The sequence below is a fragment of the Puniceibacterium antarcticum genome (assembly GCF_002760615.1).
GTDB classification, from domain to species: domain Bacteria; phylum Pseudomonadota; class Alphaproteobacteria; order Rhodobacterales; family Rhodobacteraceae; genus Puniceibacterium; species Puniceibacterium antarcticum.
Window position 1 is genome coordinate 1 of the sequence record NZ_AWWI01000134.1, and the last position, 21,878, is coordinate 21,878.

General features: G+C 58.6%; 17 protein-coding genes and 4 pseudogenes. 3 read left to right on the forward strand and 18 right to left on the reverse strand.

Going from position 1 to position 21,878, the window contains the following annotated elements; genetic code table 11:
- Positions 1–447: 447 nt before the first annotated feature.
- The 5 genes and pseudogenes from P775_RS20230 to P775_RS20250 form a co-directional block, all read right to left on the reverse strand.
- A pseudogene (locus P775_RS20230) lies at positions 448–911 on the reverse strand (IS6 family transposase); the annotation flags it as partial.
- A 128-nt stretch (positions 912–1,039) separates the two neighbouring features.
- Positions 1,040–1,236, reverse strand: a pseudogene (locus P775_RS29950) (IS6 family transposase); the annotation flags it as partial.
- A 190-nt stretch (positions 1,237–1,426) separates the two neighbouring features.
- Positions 1,427–1,744 carry a hypothetical protein gene (locus P775_RS20240; protein WP_099912690.1) on the reverse strand — a complete coding sequence of 106 codons (318 nt, stop codon included), beginning with the start codon at positions 1,742–1,744 and terminating at the stop codon, positions 1,427–1,429.
- Between the two features lie 251 nt (positions 1,745–1,995).
- Entirely contained in the window at positions 1,996–2,769 is a 774-nt protein-coding gene (locus tag P775_RS20245) for a transglutaminase-like domain-containing protein (RefSeq protein WP_099912691.1), read from the reverse strand.
- A 140-nt stretch (positions 2,770–2,909) separates the two neighbouring features.
- Entirely contained in the window at positions 2,910–3,074 is a 165-nt protein-coding gene (locus P775_RS20250) for an IS6 family transposase (RefSeq protein ID WP_143520953.1), read from the reverse strand.
- Positions 3,075–3,661: 587 nt separating this feature from the next.
- On the opposite strand from P775_RS20250, the gene P775_RS20255 reads away from it, so the two are divergent.
- Positions 3,662–5,221: an FAD-dependent oxidoreductase gene (locus tag P775_RS20255; protein ID WP_099912693.1), complete on the forward strand. Its 1,560-nt coding sequence runs from the start codon at positions 3,662–3,664 to the stop codon at positions 5,219–5,221.
- A 573-nt stretch (positions 5,222–5,794) separates the two neighbouring features.
- Here P775_RS20255 and P775_RS20265 read toward each other — a convergent pair.
- The 8 genes and pseudogenes from P775_RS20265 to P775_RS20300 form a co-directional block, all read right to left on the reverse strand.
- Positions 5,795–7,150 (reverse strand): annotated as a pseudogene (locus tag P775_RS20265) (integrase core domain-containing protein).
- A gap of 310 nt (positions 7,151–7,460) precedes the next feature.
- Positions 7,461–8,189, reverse strand: a complete 729-nt coding sequence (locus P775_RS20270; RefSeq protein WP_099912708.1) for a GntR family transcriptional regulator — start codon at positions 8,187–8,189, stop codon at positions 7,461–7,463.
- A gap of 296 nt (positions 8,190–8,485) precedes the next feature.
- Positions 8,486–10,594 carry a hydantoinase/oxoprolinase family protein gene (locus P775_RS20275; RefSeq protein WP_099912694.1) on the reverse strand — a complete coding sequence of 703 codons (2,109 nt, stop codon included), beginning with the start codon at positions 10,592–10,594 and terminating at the stop codon, positions 8,486–8,488.
- Between the two features lie 10 nt (positions 10,595–10,604).
- The gene (locus tag P775_RS20280) at positions 10,605–12,341 is read right to left on the reverse strand and encodes a hydantoinase B/oxoprolinase family protein (RefSeq protein ID WP_099912695.1); all 1,737 of its coding nucleotides are present in this window, start codon (positions 12,339–12,341) and stop codon (positions 10,605–10,607) included.
- Complete coding sequence (locus P775_RS20285) at positions 12,338–13,141, reverse strand: hypothetical protein (RefSeq protein WP_099912696.1); 804 nt, start codon at positions 13,139–13,141, stop codon at positions 12,338–12,340. Before P775_RS20285 ends, P775_RS20280 begins: the two co-directional genes overlap by 4 nt.
- Positions 13,138–14,424 carry a TRAP transporter large permease gene (locus tag P775_RS20290; protein ID WP_099912697.1) on the reverse strand — a complete coding sequence of 429 codons (1,287 nt, stop codon included), beginning with the start codon at positions 14,422–14,424 and terminating at the stop codon, positions 13,138–13,140. Before P775_RS20290 ends, P775_RS20285 begins: the two co-directional genes overlap by 4 nt.
- The gene (locus P775_RS20295; RefSeq protein WP_099912698.1) at positions 14,421–15,062 is read right to left on the reverse strand and encodes a TRAP transporter small permease subunit; all 642 of its coding nucleotides are present in this window, start codon (positions 15,060–15,062) and stop codon (positions 14,421–14,423) included. The genes P775_RS20290 and P775_RS20295 overlap by 4 nt, the downstream gene beginning before the upstream one ends.
- Positions 15,062–16,072 (reverse strand): TRAP transporter substrate-binding protein, encoded by a 1,011-nt coding sequence (locus P775_RS20300; RefSeq protein ID WP_099912709.1) that lies wholly within the window; start codon positions 16,070–16,072, stop codon positions 15,062–15,064. The genes P775_RS20295 and P775_RS20300 overlap by 1 nt, the downstream gene beginning before the upstream one ends.
- Between P775_RS20300 and P775_RS27675 the strand changes: the two genes are divergently transcribed.
- Together P775_RS27675 and P775_RS29090 are read left to right on the forward strand one after the other, a co-directional pair.
- Positions 16,071–16,286, forward strand: a complete 216-nt coding sequence (locus P775_RS27675) for a hypothetical protein (RefSeq protein WP_143520954.1) — start codon at positions 16,071–16,073, stop codon at positions 16,284–16,286. The genes P775_RS20300 and P775_RS27675 overlap by 2 nt on opposite strands.
- Positions 16,287–16,915: 629 nt before the next feature.
- Positions 16,916–17,053 (forward strand): annotated as a pseudogene (locus tag P775_RS29090) (transposase); the annotation flags it as partial.
- A 168-nt stretch (positions 17,054–17,221) separates the two neighbouring features.
- On the opposite strand, the gene P775_RS20305 reads toward P775_RS29090, so the two are convergent.
- From P775_RS20305 to P775_RS20325, 5 genes are all read right to left on the reverse strand, one after another.
- Entirely contained in the window at positions 17,222–18,274 is a 1,053-nt protein-coding gene (locus P775_RS20305) for an L-idonate 5-dehydrogenase (protein ID WP_099912699.1), read from the reverse strand.
- Between the two features lie 10 nt (positions 18,275–18,284).
- Positions 18,285–19,562, reverse strand: coding sequence for a TRAP transporter large permease (locus P775_RS20310; RefSeq protein ID WP_099912700.1), 1,278 nt, complete (start codon positions 19,560–19,562; stop codon positions 18,285–18,287).
- Positions 19,562–20,062 carry a TRAP transporter small permease gene (locus P775_RS20315; protein WP_099912701.1) on the reverse strand — a complete coding sequence of 167 codons (501 nt, stop codon included), beginning with the start codon at positions 20,060–20,062 and terminating at the stop codon, positions 19,562–19,564. The genes P775_RS20310 and P775_RS20315 overlap by 1 nt, the downstream gene beginning before the upstream one ends.
- 71 nt (positions 20,063–20,133) lie before the next feature.
- Positions 20,134–21,111 (reverse strand): TRAP transporter substrate-binding protein, encoded by a 978-nt coding sequence (locus tag P775_RS20320; RefSeq protein ID WP_099912702.1) that lies wholly within the window; start codon positions 21,109–21,111, stop codon positions 20,134–20,136.
- Between the two features lie 34 nt (positions 21,112–21,145).
- Positions 21,146–21,844, reverse strand: coding sequence for a GntR family transcriptional regulator (locus tag P775_RS20325; protein ID WP_099912703.1), 699 nt, complete (start codon positions 21,842–21,844; stop codon positions 21,146–21,148).
- Positions 21,845–21,878: the final 34 nt, after the last annotated feature.

Sequence of the window (21,878 nt, forward strand, 5' to 3'; positions counted from 1 at the left end):
ATTGCTTCTGGAAAGTGCATCGATCGGATCGGGCTAAAGTGAAACGCAACGGTAATCCGAACATTTGCGACACTACCTGCAAGCATGTGTTGCCGGGCAATGGATGGCACGTGGCCTCTGGGCCATGATGACGAAACAAGAGGATTATCAGAATCCGGCGGCGGCGATGGCGTAGCGAAGAGTGCAAGTCACGACGTCCCGGTGAATTAGGGGTGTGATGAGGTCACTGAACAGTAAGAGCAAAGGATCGATCAGATCCGGGTCAGAGAAAGCAGCATTTGTGCAGGAGCCACGAGCCCGGTCTGTTGATATGCCTCCAGTCCGCGCATCGCCATGCCAGCCCGCGGTCACATCAGCGCCGCACACAGAGGCCTGATACCTGACCGCACCCGATCACACGCTCGCGCCGTTCGAAAATCACTTGCATCAACGGGGGCATCCATACAAGTTCAAATACTTGACCTGAAATATATAGATCAACCAGAACCAGCCCCACAAAATGAGCAGCCAGTTCAGGGTCTCGAGCCCGGCTAGGTTCGCGTCGATCTTGTCGATCACGACCTTCTACAGCCAGCCGTTGTTCGTGATCGCGCGCACAAAGAAGTCCGTGGCGGCCGCCTCATCACGATGCTCGGAAAGCATGAAATCAAGGGTTTTCCCGTATTGATCCACTGCGCGGTACAAATACGTCCACACGCCTTTGACCTTGATATAAGTCTCGTCCATGCGCCAGGATCTGCGGTTGCTGATTTGCGCCGCTGGGCCTCAGCAGCTACCATTGGCGCGAATTTCACAACCCACCGGCTCAGGGTCGCATGGTCCACATCCACGCCGCGTTTGGCCATGATCTCTTCCAGATCGCGCCAAGAAACGGCATAACGGGCGTAGAAGAGTACGGCGAAAAGGATCACGTCTTTTGGATAATATACGCCCTAGAAATCAATCGCCACGTCTGGGCACCTGTCTGAAATATCAACCGGTTCCGGCTACCACACGTAGCGCGACAGCCATACCTTCTCAAAAGTTTGCGACAGAACCCGACTTCGTCCAGATGCCTGACATCGCCGGGGCGCGGCGGCCGTAGCCTTAGAAAGTGGGCGATCCGGGTGCCGAACTTGACGCTCCAGCGCCGGATCGTCTCCTACGAAACGTCCACGCCACGTTACCCATCAAGTCCTCGACCTCGCACAAGCTCAAGTTGAACCGGACGTAAAGCCAGACAACGTGAGCGATGATCTAGGGCGGAAAGCGGTGGCGTTTGCAGTTGATTTTCAATGTCTGAGTCGACACCGCCTACGACCAGATCAATGAACCTGCAACCTCAGGCCCGTTAAGGTGACAACACCATGATCTGGGGAGGACATCCGAAACGCATGGGCTAGTGTAAGCCGAAAGCCGCATGCGCTTTTGGAACGCCAGAACTTGCTTAATGACGATCCGCCAATTTTCCGAGGATGCTGTCCAGTGCGCTTTTTAACTTGCTCGCGGCGCCCTTCGTTGCCTGCTCGATTGTCAAGGCTGTATGCGTGACAGCAGTGGGTTGCTGGCCCTTGAGCCGCGCTTCCAACATGCAGTGTCTTTCCGTCTCGCCTGCGGTACCGGGGCCGGGGTCGCTCAGGTGAACTTCGATCCGGCTGATGTGCGACTGCAGATGCGTCAGCTCTTGTTGAACCAAACCCTTAATAACCGCCGTGAGGTGTTCACTCCCGTCGATGCTGTTGTCAGTGCTTACTTCTATATCCATGGTTGCCCTCCTAAAAAGCGCCCGAGCGCATGCACGGGATCAATCGAACCTTGTCCAAAGTATAGATACAGGGGAGTTATCGCGCCCTGATCTGTATCAGGCCCCCCAAGACCGGCAATGGGGTGGCCGACTCCCGCGGGCACAGGCTTTTGGGTTTGGCGCCTTGGACCTTAGCAAATGCGGCAAGGCAAACGCCCCGACAAGTGTGTCGCCGGGGCGTCGCGTCTCGCCTCGCGCGAAGCGGGCGGCGTTTATGTCGATGTCACACGGACGCTTTGATTGCGCAACTGGGCGGGGCCATAGGTCGTCAGGAATGCAATGTCAGTCGCATCCCGCCCAACGCAGATTCCCGCCGTCTCTTCGGGCGTGGACATGCCGGTTGGGTCGATCAGGTGCCAGGCGCCGTTCAACCACACCTCGACCACCGCGTGGAAATCAGGCGGCTCGACCCGGGGTGCATAGGCGCTGACGATCCGCGCCGGGATCGTTCCGGCCCGCGCCAGAGTGATCAGCATATGCGCGAAATCCCGGCACACGCCCTGCCGCAAAACGAAGGTTTCCAGCGCCGATGTTTCAGCATCCGAGGTGCCCGGCACATAGGCGATGTTCTCTTTCACGAAATCGTTCATCGCGACCAGCTTGGCACCCCCCTGAAGCTTGCCGAATTCGGCGTTCACGAAGGCCAGGAACTTGTCCGAGGGGCAATAGCGCGACGGAAACAGGTATTTCACCACTTCGGGCGGAAGATCGTGGGGCAGATCGGATCTCAGCGATGCGATATCCGAAGCCCCGCGATCAATCTCTACCTGGGCGGTATAGCGCCACTGCAGTGCCGCCGCTTCCTGTACCCAGAGCCGCTCGCCGATCTTCTCTTCAGCAGGGCTTGAGCGGGGCTTGTGCGACTGGGTGGTCAGGACACCGGACAAAACCTTCTGATGCGGGGTTTCGGCGGCATAGATCTGCGCCAGACAATCGGTCGGACCGGACAGGGTATAATCCAGCGTCACGTCGATCTTGAGGGTCATGGTCACTCCGTAGGCATGTGGGGCCGATAGGGCTGCGCAGATTAAAGGGCGGTACCTGTTGAAGCCGCATCGATGCGCCCTGCTCCCCGAACGCAAGAGGCCCGGGAAGGTTCCCGCGTGCCTGTCTCTCATGCCGCTTTTCAGCACCTGCCGATCTCTTGGTCATGGTCAACATTCACGCCACGCTCAGCCATGATTTTTTCCAGCTCGCGGCACGAGATTGCAGAGCGGATGTAGAAGAACGCGCCGAAAAGGATCACGTCTCTCGGATAATGCACGCCGTTGAAATCAATTACTACGTCCACGTACCCGTCTGAAATCTCAAAGGCTCCCATTTCTGACGAAACGCTGATCGATCCCCCCCCTGTGCCTAGGCGATTTCGGAACAGATTCCTGCGCAATTCTGCCAGTCGAGCAGCCCGAAGCATCACTGGCAGGAGCATCGCCCGGACGAGCGTCCGCTTCGGAGAAGCGTGGCCTCGGAATCTCGCACCTGCATCGGAGCAAGCACAGGGCTAGGCAATGAATGTCGGAGAATGGCGTTATCACATAAATTCGCTAGAGTGATCGATTGACGCAAAGTCCCCGTTTCAGGCGATGTTTACCGCTGCTTAACAGGCGTCGAAAGCTTCTATCCGATGGTAGCGGATGGTCAGGGCGGGACGGCGATGGGATGGAACGGAGAATGCCGCTGTCGCCGCCGGTAATCAGTGTAACCTTGCCCTGGAGCTTGCCGACACCGGGATGTCTACGGGCGCAATACTGGGCCGGGTCCACCTTTTATGCATCGCTTGGCATATGGTCCTGACCGCACACCTGGGAACCGGCGGACACGCCTTGACGTTATCACTGCAAATCCCGCGCCAAGGCGCCTGATACAGGACATCTTCCAATGAGCGAACATCTTGCCGCAAAGCTTTGGGATCTTGCCCAGAACACCCCGGTCGAGGTCGACATTGGCGCACGCAAGGTGCTGCTCGTCCGCGATGGCGATCACGTTCACGCGCTTGCCGCGACCTGCCCGCACCGGGGCGTGCCGCTGTCTAAGGGTGCCGTCGCCGCCGGGCGTCTGATCTGCCCAGCTCACCGTGCCATATTTGACCTTGCCAGCGGAGAGGTCATGGCCCCCCCGGCCTGCGAAAATCTCGCCCGATACGACGTACGCATCGCCGACGGGGAGGTGCATGTGAGGCTGCCTGACAACGCTGAGGAACACCCCCTGCCCGCCATGGCACGAAAGGGCGACGACCCCCGCCGCTTTGTCATCATTGGCTCGGGTGCTGCCGGATGGCGTGCCGCAGAAACCCTGCGCCGAGAAGGCTTTGCGGGCGAGGTGCTGGTGCTCAGCGACGAACCCCACGGCCCGCTTGACCGCATCGATCTCTCCAAGGCCTATCTCAAGGGTGACGACCCCGACACGCCGCTGGTGCGCAGCGACGAAGCCCGCAAAAGCCTCGATATCGAACTGCGCCAGGGTGAGGCAGCCTCGATAGACACCGTGAACCACGAGGTGGTGATGGCCCATTCGCATGAGCGCATCGGCTATGACCGCCTGCTGATCGCCACCGGCTCCGACGCTCGGCGGCTCGATGTGGAAGGAACTGGTCTGGCGGGCATCCATCTCCTCCGCCGTCTTAAGGACGCTGATTCACTACGCTCGGATCTGGCTGCCCAGTTGGCCAAGGGCCCTTGCCGCGTGGCCATCATCGGCGGCGGCTTCATCGGGCTAGAGGTCGCGACCGTGCTGTCTGGGAAGGACAACGTCAAGGTGACGGTGATCCTGAACGAGGCACGTCCGCTGGAACGTCAGTTTGGAAGGGACTTTGCGGCCCGCATCCAGAGCGAACATGAAGATGCCGGGGTCCGCTTTGTCACCTCGGCCAGGGTCTGCGGATTCGCCGGCGGCAGCAGAGTATCCCAAGTCAATCTCAATGACGGCGATCCGGTTGAGGCTGACCTTGTCTTGGTCGCAGTCGGCGCCGTGCCGCGCACTGCCTGGCTGCCATTCCATGTGCAGGAAGACGGCGGCATTCATGTGGCCGACGACCTGTCAGTGCCCGAGCATCCGCACGTGTTCCTAGCCGGAGACATCGCACGCATCCCCACCCTATGGGGGCCTCAGCGCATAGAACACTGGCGCTTTGCCCAAGAGACCGGAGAACTTGCCGCTCGCAACATGCTGGGCCAAGGCCGCCACTATGAAAGCACTCCCTATTTTTGGACCATGCAGCAGGCCAAGGGATCTTACAGCTATACCGGACACGCCTTGGAGTGGGACAGCATCAGGGGCGCGCCTGAAGGCAGCAAGTTTGCCATGGAGTTCGTGCACGACGGCAAGACCGAAGCGGTTTTGGCCCTCGGCTTCGACGACGCGGTGACGCTGGTCGAGCGGCGCATGGCTGGCAAGGGCCCCCTGCCCCACCCCGATCTGGGGCTGTCGCACGGCGACTGAACCCGGCGCCTCAGTCGCCCAAATCGTCAAAGGCCCCGGGCGGAAGGTTGCCCCAGAAGACCAAGAGGCGCGCCATTTAAAAACGCGCCAAAGCGCTCTACTGCGAGTTTAACATAGGTCTCTTGGGGCACTGCGAAGTTAATGCTCCCCCCCGCGTAACATGCCATGTAAGGGCAACGTCAACTTGTGGACCCACCTTCCGACTTCCGATAGCGCAGTCCGATGATCAGCCAGTTTCCCAGCCGCGCCCGAAAGGCTACGCTTATCCGTGTTCTTTCATTTCCTAAGCGGTTCGGGCGAACCATCGTTTTGCGCTCAGCCTGCGTGATGTTGAGGATTTCGTCCGCTCTTCGATTGCACTAAGAGCGGCTGATCCGTGCCAGCCTGATCCTGTTCTCTGTTCGAGCCAACCCAGAGGCGGGCGGTCGGCACGACGAGCCAGTTAATGGAACAGATGCACTACATCTTGATGTTTCGCTGGTACGTCGGTCTTGGCGTTGACGATCCGGTTTTGGGTGAAGGGCGTCCCTGACCGGACGAAGCCCATTGACCTTCTCCCCGTTCATCCCTCAGTCATAGCGAGAGTCCTTGGGTTTGATAGTCGTCGGTTTCGGGTGTGGCAAGCGCGCCGGGCGCAGTGCCATCAAGTAGCTCAAGCGCGCGGCGCGCTTCTGCTGGGGTCTTGTTGCCGAGCGATGAATGCGGCCTGACGTTGTTGTAGTCGTAGCGCCAAAGGGCCAGCGTTCGGCGAGCGTCGGTCAAGCTGTCGCAAGATTTCCTCGTTGAGGCATTCGTCCATTGCCCGGCAGGCGATTGCGGAGCAATCTGCCGAGAGGGGCGCAAGCTACCGTTTAAAGTGAGGAGGGATCAGGAAAGGCCCCAGCGGGGCGTTTCCCCCGACGTAAAATGTAACCATTCTGCTGCGGCTTTCCGGGATCAATGTAATGCCATTCGACCTTGTTGTCGTTTGTCCATTTCAGGATCGCTTTGCTGGTGAACTCCGTTCCGTTGTCGGAAAGGATACAGGCGGGTTTCCCATAGATCCGGACCAGAGGATCCAACTCCCGTGCGACCCTGGCCCCGGAGATGCTGGTGTCGGGGACCAGACATAGGTTTTCGTGGCAGCAATCGTCATTGACCGCCAGGGCGAGCCATTGTGCGGGATTGGTTCAAGAACAATGGCGAGCGAATTTGCGACAGGCCCCGAAAGTGTCGGACAGAAAGTCCAAGGACCAGCGCTGGTTGGGGCACAGTGGCACTGGCATTGGTGTGCAGCTGCCTCGCGCCCGTTTCCGGCCTCTACGGCGCCGCACTGACAGGCCCTCTTCCCGGTAAATCCGGTAAAGCTTCTTTTCGTTCATAATCATGCCAACGCGCTCCAGCAGGACGCCAATGCGCTCCCTCTCGACGATTGCTGCGCAATCACCTGCCGGGCAGCGGGTAGCCGAACCGGCGCCGCTTCTCAGCAATCTTGTTCATTTCCAGACGGATTTCCGGGTTATCGGGCGGCCTCTCGCGCCACACGGTCTTCGGATCAACACCGATCAGGACGCAGACCCGGCGTTGAGAGATCGGATGATCCTGCATCGCGGGTAGCACTGCGACCCGCCGTTGCATCGGCGTCGTCAGGGCTTTCCCAGGAGATCCTTCAGCACAACATTGTCCAGCATGACATTTGCCACCATGCGCTTCAGCTTCGCGTTTTCGTCCTCGAGCTGATTCAGCCGCTTGGCATCGGACAGGTCAATCTAGCCATACTTGGCTTTCAGTTTGTAGAACGTCGCAGGGCTCAGGCCGTGCTTGCGGCACAGTCCGCCGTCGGCAAACCGTTCGGCGCTACAAACGATCCTTGATCGTTTGCTTAACGCTTGAACCCTGCTCTTTGATCATCCCGATAATCTGCGCTTCGGTGAAACGGCTTTTCCTCATCTCGTCTGCTCCTTCAGGTTGGGCAGACTCTACATCAGATCGGGGGAACTTCCGGGGGGCAGGTCAGCGGCCATCCGGCGGGACCGGCCTGCGCGGTCTGATAAATGGCCCTTTATGACGTGGTTCTTGCTATCCGAGAGCGCAAGGTCTGCCTTCGCCACCCAGAGAGGCAAAATCCTCGTTCAAGTCGAACTGGAACGCCTCACCCGGGCGAAACAACAGTCGCACAAAGGTCCCATGTCGCGGTGTTCCGGGCCAGATCGCTCCATCTTAAATCCTATCCAATAAAGTCTGGAACTGAACACCTAAATCAGAAAACTGCCTCATCTGCATTAAGGCCACGTCTTTGCAACAGGTTAACCAAGCGGTATTCAACATGCTTGCCGTGCTCTAGCAATCTGGTGGCGAAATCTGTACGCGCGCCCTTCTCAATGCTTTCGATCAGTTCGTCATGCTGGATCAAATTGAGCCGAAATTGTTCGTCCTGTCGCGTTTTGTCCAGCAGCTCGTGGCGATAGGTATAGTTCAGCATCCGCTCAACCCGTCGATGCACGGACAGGGCAAAGTCGTGAAGAAGTTGGTTTTGCAGCGTTGCGTGCATCGCCATGTGAAATTCTGTGTTCAAATGGGTAATCCGCAAGAAATCTCGCTCAGTGACTGCCGGAACATAACGAGACTGAATATCGCGCAACTTGTCGACCAGCCCCAGCGTTGCCAAACGACAGCGGTGACCAAGCACCGCCTCGATGAACTGATGTGCTTCAATCAACTGTTCGAATTCGGAAATATCCAACGACCGCACAACCGCACCACCGCGATTGGGCCGAAAGACGACGAAACCTTCCGAGGCAAGTCGGTTCAGCGCCTCACGCCCCGGGGTGCGACCCAGACCAAACTTATCAACCAACAACCGCTCGTCTATGCGCAAGCCAGGTTCCAGCGTAAGGTCAATGATCCGGTCGCGCAGGAACGCCAAGGCCTGGTCTGCCTGTGTCGGCGGCTGAGCAGTTTCTGCAATATCTTTGGCCCTGTCATCCATGGTCAGCAAAGCTTGACACGTGCCGTCACCAGCCACAAGCATTCGGCCCTGTCACGGCGCTTGCCCAAACACCAGTCATGCAGGTTGCAGATCGCGCAGCTGGCGCCTTCCGGATGGCCAACAGCGATGGACAGGATAAACGGCGTATGTCGTAATGCGCCAATTTCACACCAAACACCGCCATAGGCACAATCAAGGAAAGCATAATATCCACGCTGAGTGTCAGGATGGACCCCCGAAGCGGCGTTGATCAAGAAATACCTGCGCCCATCCGGGCCGGATTTTCAAAGCCCGCTTCAGACATCTGCGACCTCTGCGTGCGGAACGGTGCCAACGGTGGCTACACCTAATTCAATTTCAACCGAACCGGTCGGCATCATCCGTGCAATCGCCCCTGGCGGTACCAGCGTTGTGGCATCTGGATCGGTGATAATGCAAGGCCCGACCATCTGCGTCAACCCCGCACGTGGCACAACGGGCGCATCCAGCCATCCGGTTTTAGGACCGAACCAAGCCTTCTGGCGGCTCTCTTCTCGCGTGCCCGCCAGATGGCGACGGGTGGGATCGAGCTTGCCTACGGGAATGGCATAGGCGCATTCGATGGCCGTGATCTTGATAGGCTCATCAGTAGGGGCCGTGAATTTGAAGACCGCATCGTGCTCGGCCACAAATGCGTCGCGCATCTGCGCATGCGTCAGCGTAGCCGGATCCCCCAATTGCACCAGAAGATCAGAACTTTGGCCCGCGTAGCGCATCCGCGCAGTGACAATCACCCGACCGCCATCACGTTTGGCGTCGGCTTTGGCAGCGATGGCCATTTCCACCAGTGTCGATTTCGCCTCCACCACCGTTTCTTCGGTCAGCAACCTGCGGAAACTACGCGATTTGTGGATCTCGATCTCGGCACACAAAAGACCAACGGCAGAGAAAACACCCGGCGCAGGCGGCACTATCACTTTTGAGCAGCCCAGCGTTTCCGCGATCCCTGCCGCAAAAAGGGGTCCATTGCCACCGAAGGCGAAGACCGCATAATCACGCGGGTCCTGTCCACGTTCGGTCGTGACCGCGCGGATCGCTTGGATCATCGTAACGCAGGACAGCGTGAAAATGCCATGCGCTGCTTCCTCAGGCGTCATGCCCAGCGGCCCCGACAGATATGTTGCGCAGGCTTTCTCGGCCAGGGATCGGTCCAACTTCATCTCCCCCCCAGCGATTGAATTTTCATTCAGATAGCCCAGTATCAGGTTGCAATCGGTAACGGTCAGTTCCGTACCGCCATTGCCATAACAGGCAGGGCCCGGATTGGACCCCGCGGAACGCGGCCCCACCATCGGTACCCCGGCCGCATCGCGCGTGATGATCGAGCCGCCTCCCGCGCCGACCTCTGCCAGATCAATCGCCGGGACCCGCAAACTGAAGCCGCCCCCCGACAGCAAGCGTTCGGTTTGCAGCACATGACCCCCTACCTGAAACTCGGTCGCCATGCCCGGCTGGCCGTTCCGGATCAACGCGGCTTTCGCTGTAGTGCCGCCGATATCAAGCGTGATCGCGGTGTCGGTTCCTGTTGCTGCCCCGATGATCGAGGCCCCAACCACACCCGCAGCAGGGCCGCTTTCGATGATATGGATCGGCTGTTCTGCGGCCACCTCGGCAGGTGTCAGCCCTCCGTTGGACTGCATGAAGAACAACGGCGCAGTGATCCCGCGTTGCACCAGCATTGTCGTCAGCCGCGCAACATAGGTCTTTATCACCGGTTGCACGTAGGCATTGATCACGCAGGTCGATGTACGCGGATATTCGCCTTCTTCTGGCAAAAGATCGTGAGACAGCGACAGATGCACCTCAGGCCAGTCCTCGCGGACAATCTCCGCGACGCGCATTTCGTGCGCGGGATTGGCATGCGAATTGATTAAACAGACCGCGAGCGAAATAATACCTTCCGCCTTTAGCATTGCGATGGCCGTGCGCACATCCGCCTCTTTTAGGGGTGTCATTTCCGTCCCATCGGCCAGAATGCGGCCTTCGCAGACCCGACGCCAACGACGGCGCACTAACGCTTTTGGCTTGTCCCAGTCCTGATCATAAAGCCGGGGCATCCGCAGATCGCGAATTTCCAGCACATCTCGGAACCCAGCCGTGGTGATAAGCCCGGTTTTGGCGCCGGTCCGCTCCAGAAGCGTGTTTGATCCTAGCGTTGTGGCATGCAGCACCTGCCCGATATCGCTGGCAAAGATCCCGGCCATATCAAGCAAGCGATCCACACCCGCGGTGATCGCCACGGTATAATCGTCATGCGTCGTCAGTGTCTTATAGCTGTGCAACGCACCTTGGTTGTCTTGCACAATGAAGTCGGTGAAGGTGCCGCCGATATCAATGGCAATGCGGGGTCTTTGAATGTCAGTCATGGAAATATCCTCATGCAGCTAGATCGGCGCGGCGTTTTTCGGTGGCAGGCAGATCGACCACGCCATCGGCGGTCAAAATCACGCCATAGACATCACGGGCAGTTTTCGTGGAGACGTAGTCATCCAGCCAATCCTCGGCCACCGCCTGCGGATCGCGGTCCAGCGGATTGCCATACCCGCCCCCCGAGGGAAGATGATGGGAAAATACGTCGCCCTTTTTGATCGGCATGGTGAATTTCGATACCAGCATCCTTGCATTGCGATCGGGGTTCATCACGTTGCGTCCCGGGGCACCATCATGGCCACCGTCCAAGCCGAAGGGACGGTGCGATTGACGGTCCGCACGGACAGACAAGATCGCCTCGTCCTCAAGCAGCATGTAATCGCGCCGCATCGCAGTCCCGCCACGGTATTTTCCGGGACCTGCACTGTCATTGATGAACTCATTGGCCGTGATGATGATCGGATTTTCCGATTCCACCACCTCGATGGAATAGCTGGCCATGTTGGCAAACATGGTGGTGTTGCCTTCTAGCCCATCTTTCCATGGTCGCGCCCCCCATGCCGCCGAGACAAAATCGACAAAGATGAAAGGTTTGCGATCCTTGTCATATCCGCCGATCGACACATTGGTATTGCCACCATCACCGCAGGCAAAGACTTTCCCCGGGGCCAGTTTTGCCATCGCACCAAACGCACAATCGGCCATTCGAAAGCCCGTCAGCCCGCGTGCGGCGCAAGCAGCGGGCATCACGGCATTGGCAATCGTTCCTTCAGGGGCAATCACCGTGATCGCGCGGAAAACGCCGTCATTATTCGGTGCGCCGTCAGCTAGAACGGTCTTAACCGCCGTATAGCTCGCCGCCGCCGTATAGGAATAGGTGTTGTTGATCGCGCCCTTGACCTGTGGACTGGTGCCAGTCCAATCCACAACCATCTTGTCGCCCTTCTTGCGGATAGAACAAACAAGCGGAATGGGCTTGCCGACATCGATTCCGTCATCATCGATGTAATCGGTAAAGGTAACATCGCCATCCGGCAGCTTCGCGATTGCGGCTTTTGTCAGGATCTCGGAATAATCCAGCATATCGTCGATCAGCTTCACGAATTGCGTCGGCCCCTTCGATGTCGCCAGTGCCTGCACGCCCTGCTCCGCAATCCTGCAGGCGGCCAACTGCCCGCGCAAATCGCCGCGCAGCCGGTCAGGCATGCGCACATTCAATTCCAACATCGCCATCAAGGTCTTGTTGACGTTGCCCTTGCGATACAGCTTCAGCGGGGGAATGCGGATCCCTTCTTGAAAGATCTCTGTGCTGTCAGAAGCGTTGGACCCGGCCACGCGCCCGCCTACATCTGTGTGATGGCACACGGCCGCGGCAAAGGCCACGATTTGTCCATCGACAAAAATCGGCTTGAAGGTAAAGATATCGGGCAAGTGCATGCCGCCCGAATAGGGGTCGTTCAAGGTCAGTATATCGCCCTCGGCCAGGGGTTCGTCAATCGCGGCAAGGCTGGCTTTCAGCGCAACCGGGATCGAACACAGATGACCTGGCAAAGACAGCCCTTGGGCGGCCAGCCTCCCCTCTCGGTCACAAATCGCGGTGGAATAATCCATGATGTTCTTCAGCACACCGGAATAGGCCGTCCGAAAAATTGTCAGGGCCATTTCATTGGCAACGCCTATGATCGAGTGACGAAACAACTGAAAGGCAATTGGATCAGCGATTGCCGGTATGTCATTGGTCATTGGGCCATCCTTGCAGAAAACTGCGCGCGCAGGCGAACCGTCACCAGCGACAGCGCAAAAGAAGGGAGAAGCGCCGCGAAACATGCCGCCACCGCTCCGGTGAAAGGGATCAGCGCCCATATGGCGCCCAAGTAAATCGACAGGCTGGGCAGACCCAACCGTGCCGATTGATAGGTTTCGGCCCATTTCGGAGTCGCCGAGGCCTTCATAGAAATGGTCACGAAGATCATCGCGACAGGCACAGCCGACAAAATCGCGCTGAAACGTGGACCAAGATACGAGGAAAACAGCGACAGGATCACCACAATTGCGCCGCCCTGCAGAGCCGCAGGCCACAAAACGCTCCGCTTACCAGATGATATGCGCAAGATCAGCCGTGCATTAATGGGAAACACCCGATGGCTGGCCGCGATCATGATCACAGTCGCGCCAAAGGTTGCCCAGAATGGCCAGAGGCTACCGGTCAGGATCAGGGCGGCAACCAGCCAACCGGCTAGACCCAAAGCAAGCAGTGACCCTTTTGTTAGACGCGCGAAGTTCGCGGCAACCAGCGTTAGAAAGATCAGCAGCGCCGGAATGGTCTGGGCTCCGCGTAGGGCGGCTTCGCGAACGAATGCATCGGATTCAGCGGCCGCAATGGCAAAAAAACTTGTGGCAATCGCCAATGGTTGCGAGATGATGACCGCAGCCCAGGCAGGGGGCGCATCAGCGACCGCGCGCAAAACGATCCAGACAAACAATCCGCACCCAAAGGCTCGGGCAAAAATCGCGATTCCGTGGTGCCAGTCAAGGCTGCTCATCCCAGCCACTCCGGCAGGAAAAGCACGATCTGCGGGAATAAAACCACCAGCACAACGGCCATCAACAACGTTGCCAGAAAGGGCAGCACACCCCGCACCACATCCGACAATGGCCCTCCGGGACCACGCACTCCCTGGACGACGAACAGGTTGATACCCACAGGCGGCGTGATCATTGCCGTTTCAATCAGCAAGATCACCAGGATACCGAACCAGACCGGATCATAACCAAGGCTAACGACGATAGGCGCGAAGATGGGCACCGTGGCAACCATCAGCGACAGTGTTTCCATGAACAGGCCCAGCAGCAAGTAAAACACGATAATCGTGATCAGCGTCCATACAGGACCCCAGGTAAGCCCTTCAAAGAAGCGCACCACATTGGTGGTCAACCCGACAGAACCGAAGATGTAATTCAGGAAATAGGCGGCCATCACGATGGCCAGAAGCATCCCGGTGGTGCGCATAGTTCCGGAAAAGGCTGCGTGCAGCATCGCGCGCGTCAGCGACCGCGACAGTGCCGCGATTCCCAAAGCGCCCAGAACGCCAAGCGCCGCAGCCTCGGTGGGCGTTGCCCAACCAGCGTAGATCGACCCAACGACCAGAAAAAAAATGGCAATCGGCGGGATCAGATGTGGCAAGCCGTTCCGCCGTTCAGCCCAACTGACGTGAATACTGTCTCCGGCCATGTCGGGGCGGAGGCGGCAGATGATCCAGACGGTCAGCGAAAACATCAGCGCCAAGCCTATACCAGGAATGAACCCCGCCAGATACAGCGACGGGATCGAGGCATTGGTTAGCGCCCCATAGATAATCAGATTGATCGAAGGCGGGATCAGGATACCAAGCGTGCCAGACGCCGCGATCGAGCCCAAAAACAAAGGTTCGTTATAGCCGTGCCGCTTGATCTCTGGAATCGCGGTTGTGCCAACTGTGGCGGCAGTCGCGACCGAGGAACCCGAGGTCGCCGCAAACAGCATCGAGGTGCCAATATTCGCATGCATCAGCCCGCCGGGCAGCCATGAAAGCCAGCCCGCCATTGCGCCATACATCCGTGCGGCAACACCGGAACGCAGCAGGATTTCGCCCATCAGGACAAAGAGCGGCACAGCAACCAAAATCCCGTCATTCATTGCGGACCAAGAGATCGTGCCTGCAGCCCGCGTGGCTGGAATGAACGCATAAAGCGCCGACAGTATCACACCCGTCAGCCCCAGAACGGCTGCGACCGGCACCGACAAGATCATCAGACCAAACAGCACAATCAACGTGGTTGCAATCATCTTGGCTCCTCCTGATGAAGCCCTGCTTGCGCACTTAGGGCCAGCTCATCTTCAAGTTCTTCGATATCGTTGCGCGCACCGATCAGGCTCGCCGCACGGGCCCAATCGCCGACCGCCATCGAGACCAGTCCTTGTAAAAACAGCAGGACAGCGGACAGATAGAACAGCGCCATTGCCGCGACCCACATCACCTGTGGAATCCAAAGCGGTGTCTGCATCGGTGTCATTGACCGGGTGCCAAGGCCCCAATTTCGCATCAGCATCGTCCACCCGAACCAAAGGATGATTGAGAAGAACCAGATCAACCCGATCAGTGCGATCACATCCAGCACTGCCCGACCTTTTGGGGCCAGCCGCCCGTGAAGAATGCCGATGCGAATATGGGCGCGTGAAAACAGCGCCTCGCTAAAGGCCAAGGTGGCGGTGATTGCCAACACATACCCGCCGATTTCGTCCATACCGCCCAAGGATCGGTCAAACAGGCGACGCAAGATTATCTCGGCGCCGACACCGTGTGACAAGAGCAGGAGCATTGCGCCCCCGGCCCAAATCCCGGCATTGGAGAGGGCGCGCAGCACCTTCAGGACCTTTTCCAGCCCCTGACCGACGGCCAATAAAGATTTCCGCGCGCCCACCATCAGTTCGCCTCAGGCGCGAGGCCGATCGCAGCACCCACGGTGGCATACCATTCGGCCGTGCAATCAGCACCGCAACGCTCCGACCAGTTCGGCAGGACGTAATCCTTGATGATCTCGGCATGTTTCGCCATGTCTGCATCCGAAACCGCAACAAGCGTCATATTGGCCGCTTTGCCATAGCTGCACTCACCACCTGTCGAGCAAGCAATTGCATCCACATCCCGCTTTACCTGCTCCTCCCAGGCCATGCCTTCCAGCTTGGCATATTGTTCGCTCAAGGCCGCTTGTGTTTCCGGAGACAGCCCGTCCCAAGTCTCTTTATTCGCGGCCCAGAACACCATCGACCAGCCCACATTCATTGGATAGAGAAAATCCGTCACCTCGAACCAATTGGCCGAATTACCAGACGCCGTACCGGTCACCGCACAATCGGCCACACCGCGCTGCAGCGCCGGAATAACTTCAACAAAGGGAATGGTAACGGTTGTGCCACCTGCGCCAGCAACAAAGTCCGACAGTGTCGAGTTGAACACGCGGATTTTTTTGCCGCTCAGGTCATTGAGGCCGCCGATTTCCGTACGGCACCAGAAAATCTGGCTTGGCATCGGAGCAAGGCCCAGAAGATGCGTATTGAATTTTTCTTCCATCACAGCCGATAGGACAGGCTTGTAGGCTTCCGTCGCTTTGCGCGCATCCTCAGCAGTCAGCGTCACACCGGCAAGGTCCAGCGCTTCAAAGCGTGGATCTTCGCCCGCCATATAGCTGATGTTCTGCGCCGCGATCTGTAACGTGCCGTCTTGCAGCATCGAAAGCACTTCCGGACCTTTCAATCCAGCCAGATCATGCGGAACGGCTTCAATCTCGACCAGATCACCGGTGGCCGCAGGCAGCTCAGCGTAGAATGCCTCTTCCATCGGCCAAAGATACAGATTGGACGTATAGCCAAGCGCTTTCAGCTTGGTCTCGGCTGCCTGCGCGGACAGCGGCGCAAGCGTTACGGTCAATGGCATGATCGCGGCACAGGCCAACGTCGATGCCGAACGAATCAAACGAAAAATTGAACGGTCAGAGGACATATCCTCACCTCCTTGTTGCTGGGAAATCGGCGATCTGTGCCGCCTGATTGCGCGGTCGTTCTCCGACCGCTGGAATGTATCTTTGCAACGCCCTGCCTCCGGTGCGCCGCAGTTTTTCGAAAATATACGCTACGTATATTCCATTTGAGTACAGCTCGCTTGCGGCGACCCGGCAAGCGGACGTTAACGGAGCCTAGGAAGTTTTCTGCGCTGCAACATGCATCGCTGAAAATCTCAGCGATAATTCGCAATATTGATGCAAACATTGGCCGAGACGCGGCAAAAGGGCGTTGTCAGGTTAACGTTTCCCCGGCGTTGTCAGGTTATTGACCTGAACCGGCTGCCAGCATAGCGGTGTCTATGGTCGTCAAGTTTTACGACTCCGCCTGAAGGGCCACCGACTGCTCTGGCTTGCGCGATGTCGCGGATCTGCTGGCTGGGCGGCGGCGTAATCGTATCCTTTGAAGGGGCTCTGATGATGTGACCGCCCCCGAGGCCATCAATGTGCCAGGGTGGGTCTGCAAAAATCCACAAAGGAGGCCGCTCATATCGCAGATCACCACGGTCGGGCTCGATCTGGCGAAGACTGTGTTCAGCCTCATGGAATTGAGGGCGCAGCGCGAACTGTCTTGCGCAAGACACTGCGGCGAGCGCATGAGTTGGAGTTTTTCAGCCAGTTGCCATCTTGCGTCGGCGCGATGGAGGCCTGCTGCGGCCCGGGGCGGCGTCGATCAGTCTGCGACCGGCAGTGCATTGCGCCGCAATGTCATGAGATGTTGGTTCGCGCCAGAGAGGGTCTGGGGCGCTGCACCAACTGGCACACGCGGTCGGCAGCAGACCTAAAGCGATGCCGCCATCGAGATATGCGTGACCATGAAGGTCCTGTTCGGCATCCCCGTACCAGAGGCTGTGGGATGAATCTGTTCGGGGAAAGGCGAAGTCCGATCCGCAACAGAGTTCTGCATCAGTTCCGATTAGCCTCACACCCCTGGTCCGGCAATTGGAGCTGGTTAACGCACCAACTCCCTTCTCGATAGAAGAGATGCATTCCTGAGGCTCGGCTTCAAAGCCCCCTGCCCTCCCTTACTCGAAGGTCAGCTGCACTTTGACCGCCTGTGTGCGATCAGAGGCGATCCTGATGGCTTCGAGCGCATGCTCAGCAGAGAGATTATGGGTCACAACTGCCGCCAAAGGCAGAGCACGAGCATTGATCAGTTCCACCGCCTCCGCGAACTCGGTGTCGAAGCGGTGCGTGCCGATCAGGTTGATTTCCTTGGCCACAACCATGTTGAAGGGCAACGGCGTGTCACCCATGACACCAACTTGCACGATGGTCCCAAGCGGACGCGTGCAAGCGATTGCCTGCCGAACGGCTGGTTCCGCGCCCGAACATTCGAACACCAGATCGAACTGACCTTTCTCGTCCCGATAGACGTCCAAGGCCTCGCCGTTGCTTGCGACATTTATGGTGGCGGTGGCGCCTACGGCTGCGGCGACGGCAAGCGTGGCGTCATGCAGGTCGGTCACCACCACCTCAGATGCGCCGTGATATCGCGCGAGCGCCGCGCAAAGCACGCCGATCGGGCCAGAGCCGGTAACGAGCACGCGCTTGTCTTTCAAATCCCCGCTGATCTGCATGGCCCGTGCCATGGCGCGACAGCAGACAGCGAGGGGCTCTGCCAGAGCCGCTTCCGTCACAGGCACCCCCGGACCAATCCGGTGGCACTGCGCAACACCAATGGCGATCCGGTCCCGCATGAAACCCTGCTCGTGGGGCAGGAACATCGCAGAGCCCTTGAATCGCATGTTCAGGCAGTGCTGGTGCTGACCCAGGTCGCAGAATCGGCAGTCGCCGCAGGGATGCGAGGGGTTGATCGCGACAAGATCCCCGACGGCAAAAGTATCTACGCCCGTGCCCAGGCTCACCACAGTGCCTGCCGCCTCGTGCCCCAAAATGATCGGTTCGCGCACCCGGATCGTTCCGATTCCACCCTGCGAATAGTAATGAACATCAGAACCGCAGAATCCTGCGGCGCCGATTGCGACGATGACTTCGCCGGGTGCGGCGGATGGCTCCGGCTGGGTTTCAAGGCGCAAGTCATCCTGACCATGAAGGCGTACGATACGAAGGGCCATTGGAATTATCCTAGTTCGACAGAAGATTGGGAAGCCATGTGCTGAAGAACGGCACATATGAAACGAGGAGGAGCACCGCGATGTTGGTGAGGATGAACGGCCAGATCGCACGGGTGATCTGCACCAATGAGATGCGTCCGATGTTGGCGCAGATGAACAAGCAGACTCCGACGGGCGGGGTCGTCAGACCAATCATCAGGTTCAGCACGGCGAAGTTGGCAAAGTGGATCGGGTCGATCCCAACTCCTTGGGCCAGCGCCAGCAACGGCACGAACAAGATGATGAGAGCCGCAATGGTCTCCATGAACATGCCGACGAACAGCAGCACGAGGTTGATCAGCAGGATCACCAGGAACTTGTTGGTTGTCATCGACAGAACGGTGTCGGAAATCATCTGCGGGATACGCTCTGACACGAGGATCCAGCCAAAGACGTTTGCCAAGCCGACGAGCAGCAGGATGGCAGAGGCAGAGACAGCGCTGTCGATCAGGACCTTCGGCACGTCCCTCAGCTTCAGTCCGCGATAAACGAAGACACCGACAACGAAGGCATAGATCGAGGCGACAATGGCCGTCTCGGTCGGGGTGGCAAAGCCGGACAGCATGCCGACGATGATAAGCGCGGTCATCGAGACTGCCCAGAAAGCACCCAGAAACGCGCTCCACAACTCTCGCCAGCCTTGCCACGGCTGACGGGGGAAATTGCGACGGCGTGCAATGAACCATGCGGTGATCATCATGGCGATGCCCATCATGACGCCGGGCACTGCACCCGCCAGAAACATCTTGCCGACGGAAATACCCGACAGGGTGCCGACGATAATCATCGGCACAGAGGGCGGGATCATTGGACCGACAGTCGAAGATGCGGCGGTGATTGCGGCGGAAAAGTCGGCCGGATAGCCTGCCTTTTTCATGCCCGGGATCATCATCCCACCGACAGAGGCGGCGTCAGCGGCCGCAGTGCCGGAAATGCCGCCGAACAACATAGAGGCGGCCACGTTGGTCAGGCCAAGACCGCCGCGCATCCATCCCACCATCGCCTGTGCCAGCCGCACGATCCGGCCCGTGATGCCGCCAGCGTTCATCAGATTGCCCGCAAGGATAAAGCCAGGGATGCAGAGCAGCACAAAGCTGTCCAGACCAGCATACATCTTTTGCGGAATGGTCACGAGCGGGATGCCTGCCAGCAGCAGATAGGCCATAGACGACACGCCAAGCGTGACGGCAACCGGCAGACCAATGACAAGGCCCGTCACAAAGGTGACGAGGAGAAGCGTGAGTTCCATCAGAGGACCTCTTCGGGGCGGTTGGGAAGGCCATTCTCGACGCCCATCAGCATCGCGATGGCGCGCAAGGCGGCAAGGCTGCCCAAGGTTGCGAAGGCCGCGACAGTTGCCATGTAGATCCAGTTCATATGGATGCCGAGAGCCGGGGCAGTCTGTCGCACGCCGATGGATGTATAAAGCAATGCACCGGGGATCAGCACAAAGCAGAAGGCTGCCGTAATAGCGGCCGCCACCAGGCGCAGAACCCAAGGCGCGCGCCCGGGCAATGCCTCGCAGATCAGGTCCACGTTCACGAGGTCACCGCTGCGCAGACCCAGTCCGACACCCAAAGCCGTTAACCATATCAGTGCGAAGCGGCTGAGTTCCTCGGTCCAGATAATGGACGGGATCACGCCGGATCGCCCCAGCAACTGAATGACGACCGCAAAGATCATCACCATGAAGCTGAGACCGGTCGCGCAGCGAAGGATGATCGTCAGAACGTCGATAAGCCGTGCCATGAAGAACCTGTGATGTTGAGAACCGGAAAGTGAAGGGGTCGCATCGCCCCCTTCACGCTTTGCTCGGAAGGTCAGCGCGCGAACAGCGCCTCGACATCCGGGCGGATGTCTTCAGAGATCGAGCCAAGAACCGCATCCTTTGCGGCGGCTGCGAAGGCCTCTGTATCCACGTCTACGAACGCCATACCCGCTGCTTCAAGGTCGGTCACCAGCTTGGTTTCCTCTGCGATGAACAGTTCGCGCTCATAGGCTTGCGCCCGGGCGGCAGCTTCCATCACGTTGGCCTGATCTTCTTCGGACAGTTTCGACCATGCCGCTTCCGAGATCGTCAGATAAATCCAGGACCGGACATGCTCCGTCTTGTTCACGTACTTCTGCACTTCGCTGAAGTTCGCCGACTTGATCAGCGCCAGCGGATTTTCCTGTGCATCAATTGTGCCGTTCTGCAGCGACGTGAAGACCTCAGAAAAGGCCATCGGCGTTGGGCTTGCCCCAAGCGCTTGCCAGACATTCAGGAACAGCGGCACGTTCGGCACGCGCATCTTCAGACCATCCAGATCGGCGGGTGTGCTGATCGGGCGGTTCGATGTCAGGTTGCGCGGGCCGCGGGCGAAGTATGTAATGGGGCGGATGCCCGCCGTCTCGATGATCTGCGCCTTGATCCGGTCACCCATCTCGCCCGAGGCGACGGAATCCATTTCATCCAGCGACTTATAAGCGTAAGGCACGGCCAGCAGGGCTGCCAGCGGCGCCCAGTTCTGCAGCGACTCGCCGGTGATCGTCATGTCGGCAGTGCCAAGTTGCATGCCGTTGATGACGTCCATTTCCTTGCCCAGCGTCTCGTTGGGGTAGACCTCGACAGCGACGCGGCCCTCAGTCAGCGCCGACAGCTCTTCCGCAAACTTAACCGAGGCGAGGTGCCAGGTATTCTGCTCGTTCGCAGGATGACCCAGCTTGAGCGTTGTATCCGCAGCAAAGGCCTGCGTCGACAGCGCCACGGCGGCAAAGCCTGACAAAAGAAGCGTTTTCAATGAAATGGCGACAGACATAGTGTCCTCCCTTAAGTCGCGTTTTGGCCAGCCCCTACGGGGATGAGCCCTCGAAAAACTGCGGATATTCAGCTTTGATCGTCGGCAATTCGGCCAGGATCAGCTGCAGGTGTGTGCGCATAGCATGGTCTGCCTGCTCCGGGTCGCCAGCCGCGATCGCATCGGTGATGGCCTGATGATGCCCAATCAGGTGGGTCAGGTTCATGCCGGTCGCGCTCAATTGACGGACGCGGTCAAGCTGGCTCTTCATGCCTTCTATAACTGCCCAGGCATTTGGACGGCCTGCGGCCTCTGCAAGGGTGCGATGGAACAGATCGTCCAGCGGCACAAACGCCGTGCCACCATCATCGGCAAGTCTCGATTGCGTCACGATTTGCGCGCGCAGCTCTTCAACCAGCCCCGCGGTGGGATGTGCTGCGCAAAGCTTCACGATGTCCGCCTCGACGGCCTCCCTCACAAAGCGGGCGTCAAGAACAGCGTCGATCGAGATCTTCAAAACAAAGGTGCCACGCTGGGGGCGCACCTCCAGAAGGCCCTCTTCGGCCAGTTTTATGAACGCTTCCCGCACAGGCTGACGGCTAACGCCAAACCGGTCGGCAACGTCCTTTTCAGACAATCTTGCGCCGGGCGGCAGCTGGTTGCGCACAATCATGCGACGCAAGGCGCGCAACAACTGGGGTCCGACCTGCCCGGTTCTGTCGAGGTCTTCGACCTCAAAATGCGCTAAAATCATTGTCTCCCCCTAAAGCCTTTGATAACCATACTAC

What these genes read in the sequence shown, in the direction of transcription:
- P775_RS27675 (WP_143520954.1), top strand. Translation starts at nt 16,071, where the DNA reads ATGATCGCGGCACAGGCCAACGTCGATGCCGAACGAATCAAACGAAAA.
- P775_RS20315 (WP_099912701.1), bottom strand. Translation starts at nt 20,062, where the DNA reads ATGGCACGGCTTATCGACGTTCTGACGATCATCCTTCGCTGCGCGACC.
- P775_RS20285 (WP_099912696.1), bottom strand. Translation starts at nt 13,141, where the DNA reads ATGAGCAGCCTTGACTGGCACCACGGAATCGCGATTTTTGCCCGAGCC.
- P775_RS20240 (WP_099912690.1), bottom strand. Translation starts at nt 1,744, where the DNA reads ATGGATATAGAAGTAAGCACTGACAACAGCATCGACGGGAGTGAACAC.
- P775_RS20295 (WP_099912698.1), bottom strand. Translation starts at nt 15,062, where the DNA reads ATGGTGGGCGCGCGGAAATCTTTATTGGCCGTCGGTCAGGGGCTGGAA.
- P775_RS20270 (WP_099912708.1), bottom strand. Translation starts at nt 8,189, where the DNA reads ATGGATGACAGGGCCAAAGATATTGCAGAAACTGCTCAGCCGCCGACA.
- P775_RS20245 (WP_099912691.1), bottom strand. Translation starts at nt 2,769, where the DNA reads ATGACCCTCAAGATCGACGTGACGCTGGATTATACCCTGTCCGGTCCG.
- P775_RS20310 (WP_099912700.1), bottom strand. Translation starts at nt 19,562, where the DNA reads ATGGAACTCACGCTTCTCCTCGTCACCTTTGTGACGGGCCTTGTCATT.
- P775_RS20275 (WP_099912694.1), bottom strand. Translation starts at nt 10,594, where the DNA reads ATGACTGACATTCAAAGACCCCGCATTGCCATTGATATCGGCGGCACC.
- P775_RS20305 (WP_099912699.1), bottom strand. Translation starts at nt 18,274, where the DNA reads ATGGCCCTTCGTATCGTACGCCTTCATGGTCAGGATGACTTGCGCCTT.
- P775_RS20300 (WP_099912709.1), bottom strand. Translation starts at nt 16,072, where the DNA reads ATGCCATTGACCGTAACGCTTGCGCCGCTGTCCGCGCAGGCAGCCGAG.
- P775_RS20280 (WP_099912695.1), bottom strand. Translation starts at nt 12,341, where the DNA reads ATGACCAATGACATACCGGCAATCGCTGATCCAATTGCCTTTCAGTTG.
- P775_RS20255 (WP_099912693.1), top strand. Translation starts at nt 3,662, where the DNA reads ATGAGCGAACATCTTGCCGCAAAGCTTTGGGATCTTGCCCAGAACACC.
- P775_RS20320 (WP_099912702.1), bottom strand. Translation starts at nt 21,111, where the DNA reads ATGTCTGTCGCCATTTCATTGAAAACGCTTCTTTTGTCAGGCTTTGCC.
- P775_RS20290 (WP_099912697.1), bottom strand. Translation starts at nt 14,424, where the DNA reads ATGATTGCAACCACGTTGATTGTGCTGTTTGGTCTGATGATCTTGTCG.
- P775_RS20325 (WP_099912703.1), bottom strand. Translation starts at nt 21,844, where the DNA reads ATGATTTTAGCGCATTTTGAGGTCGAAGACCTCGACAGAACCGGGCAG.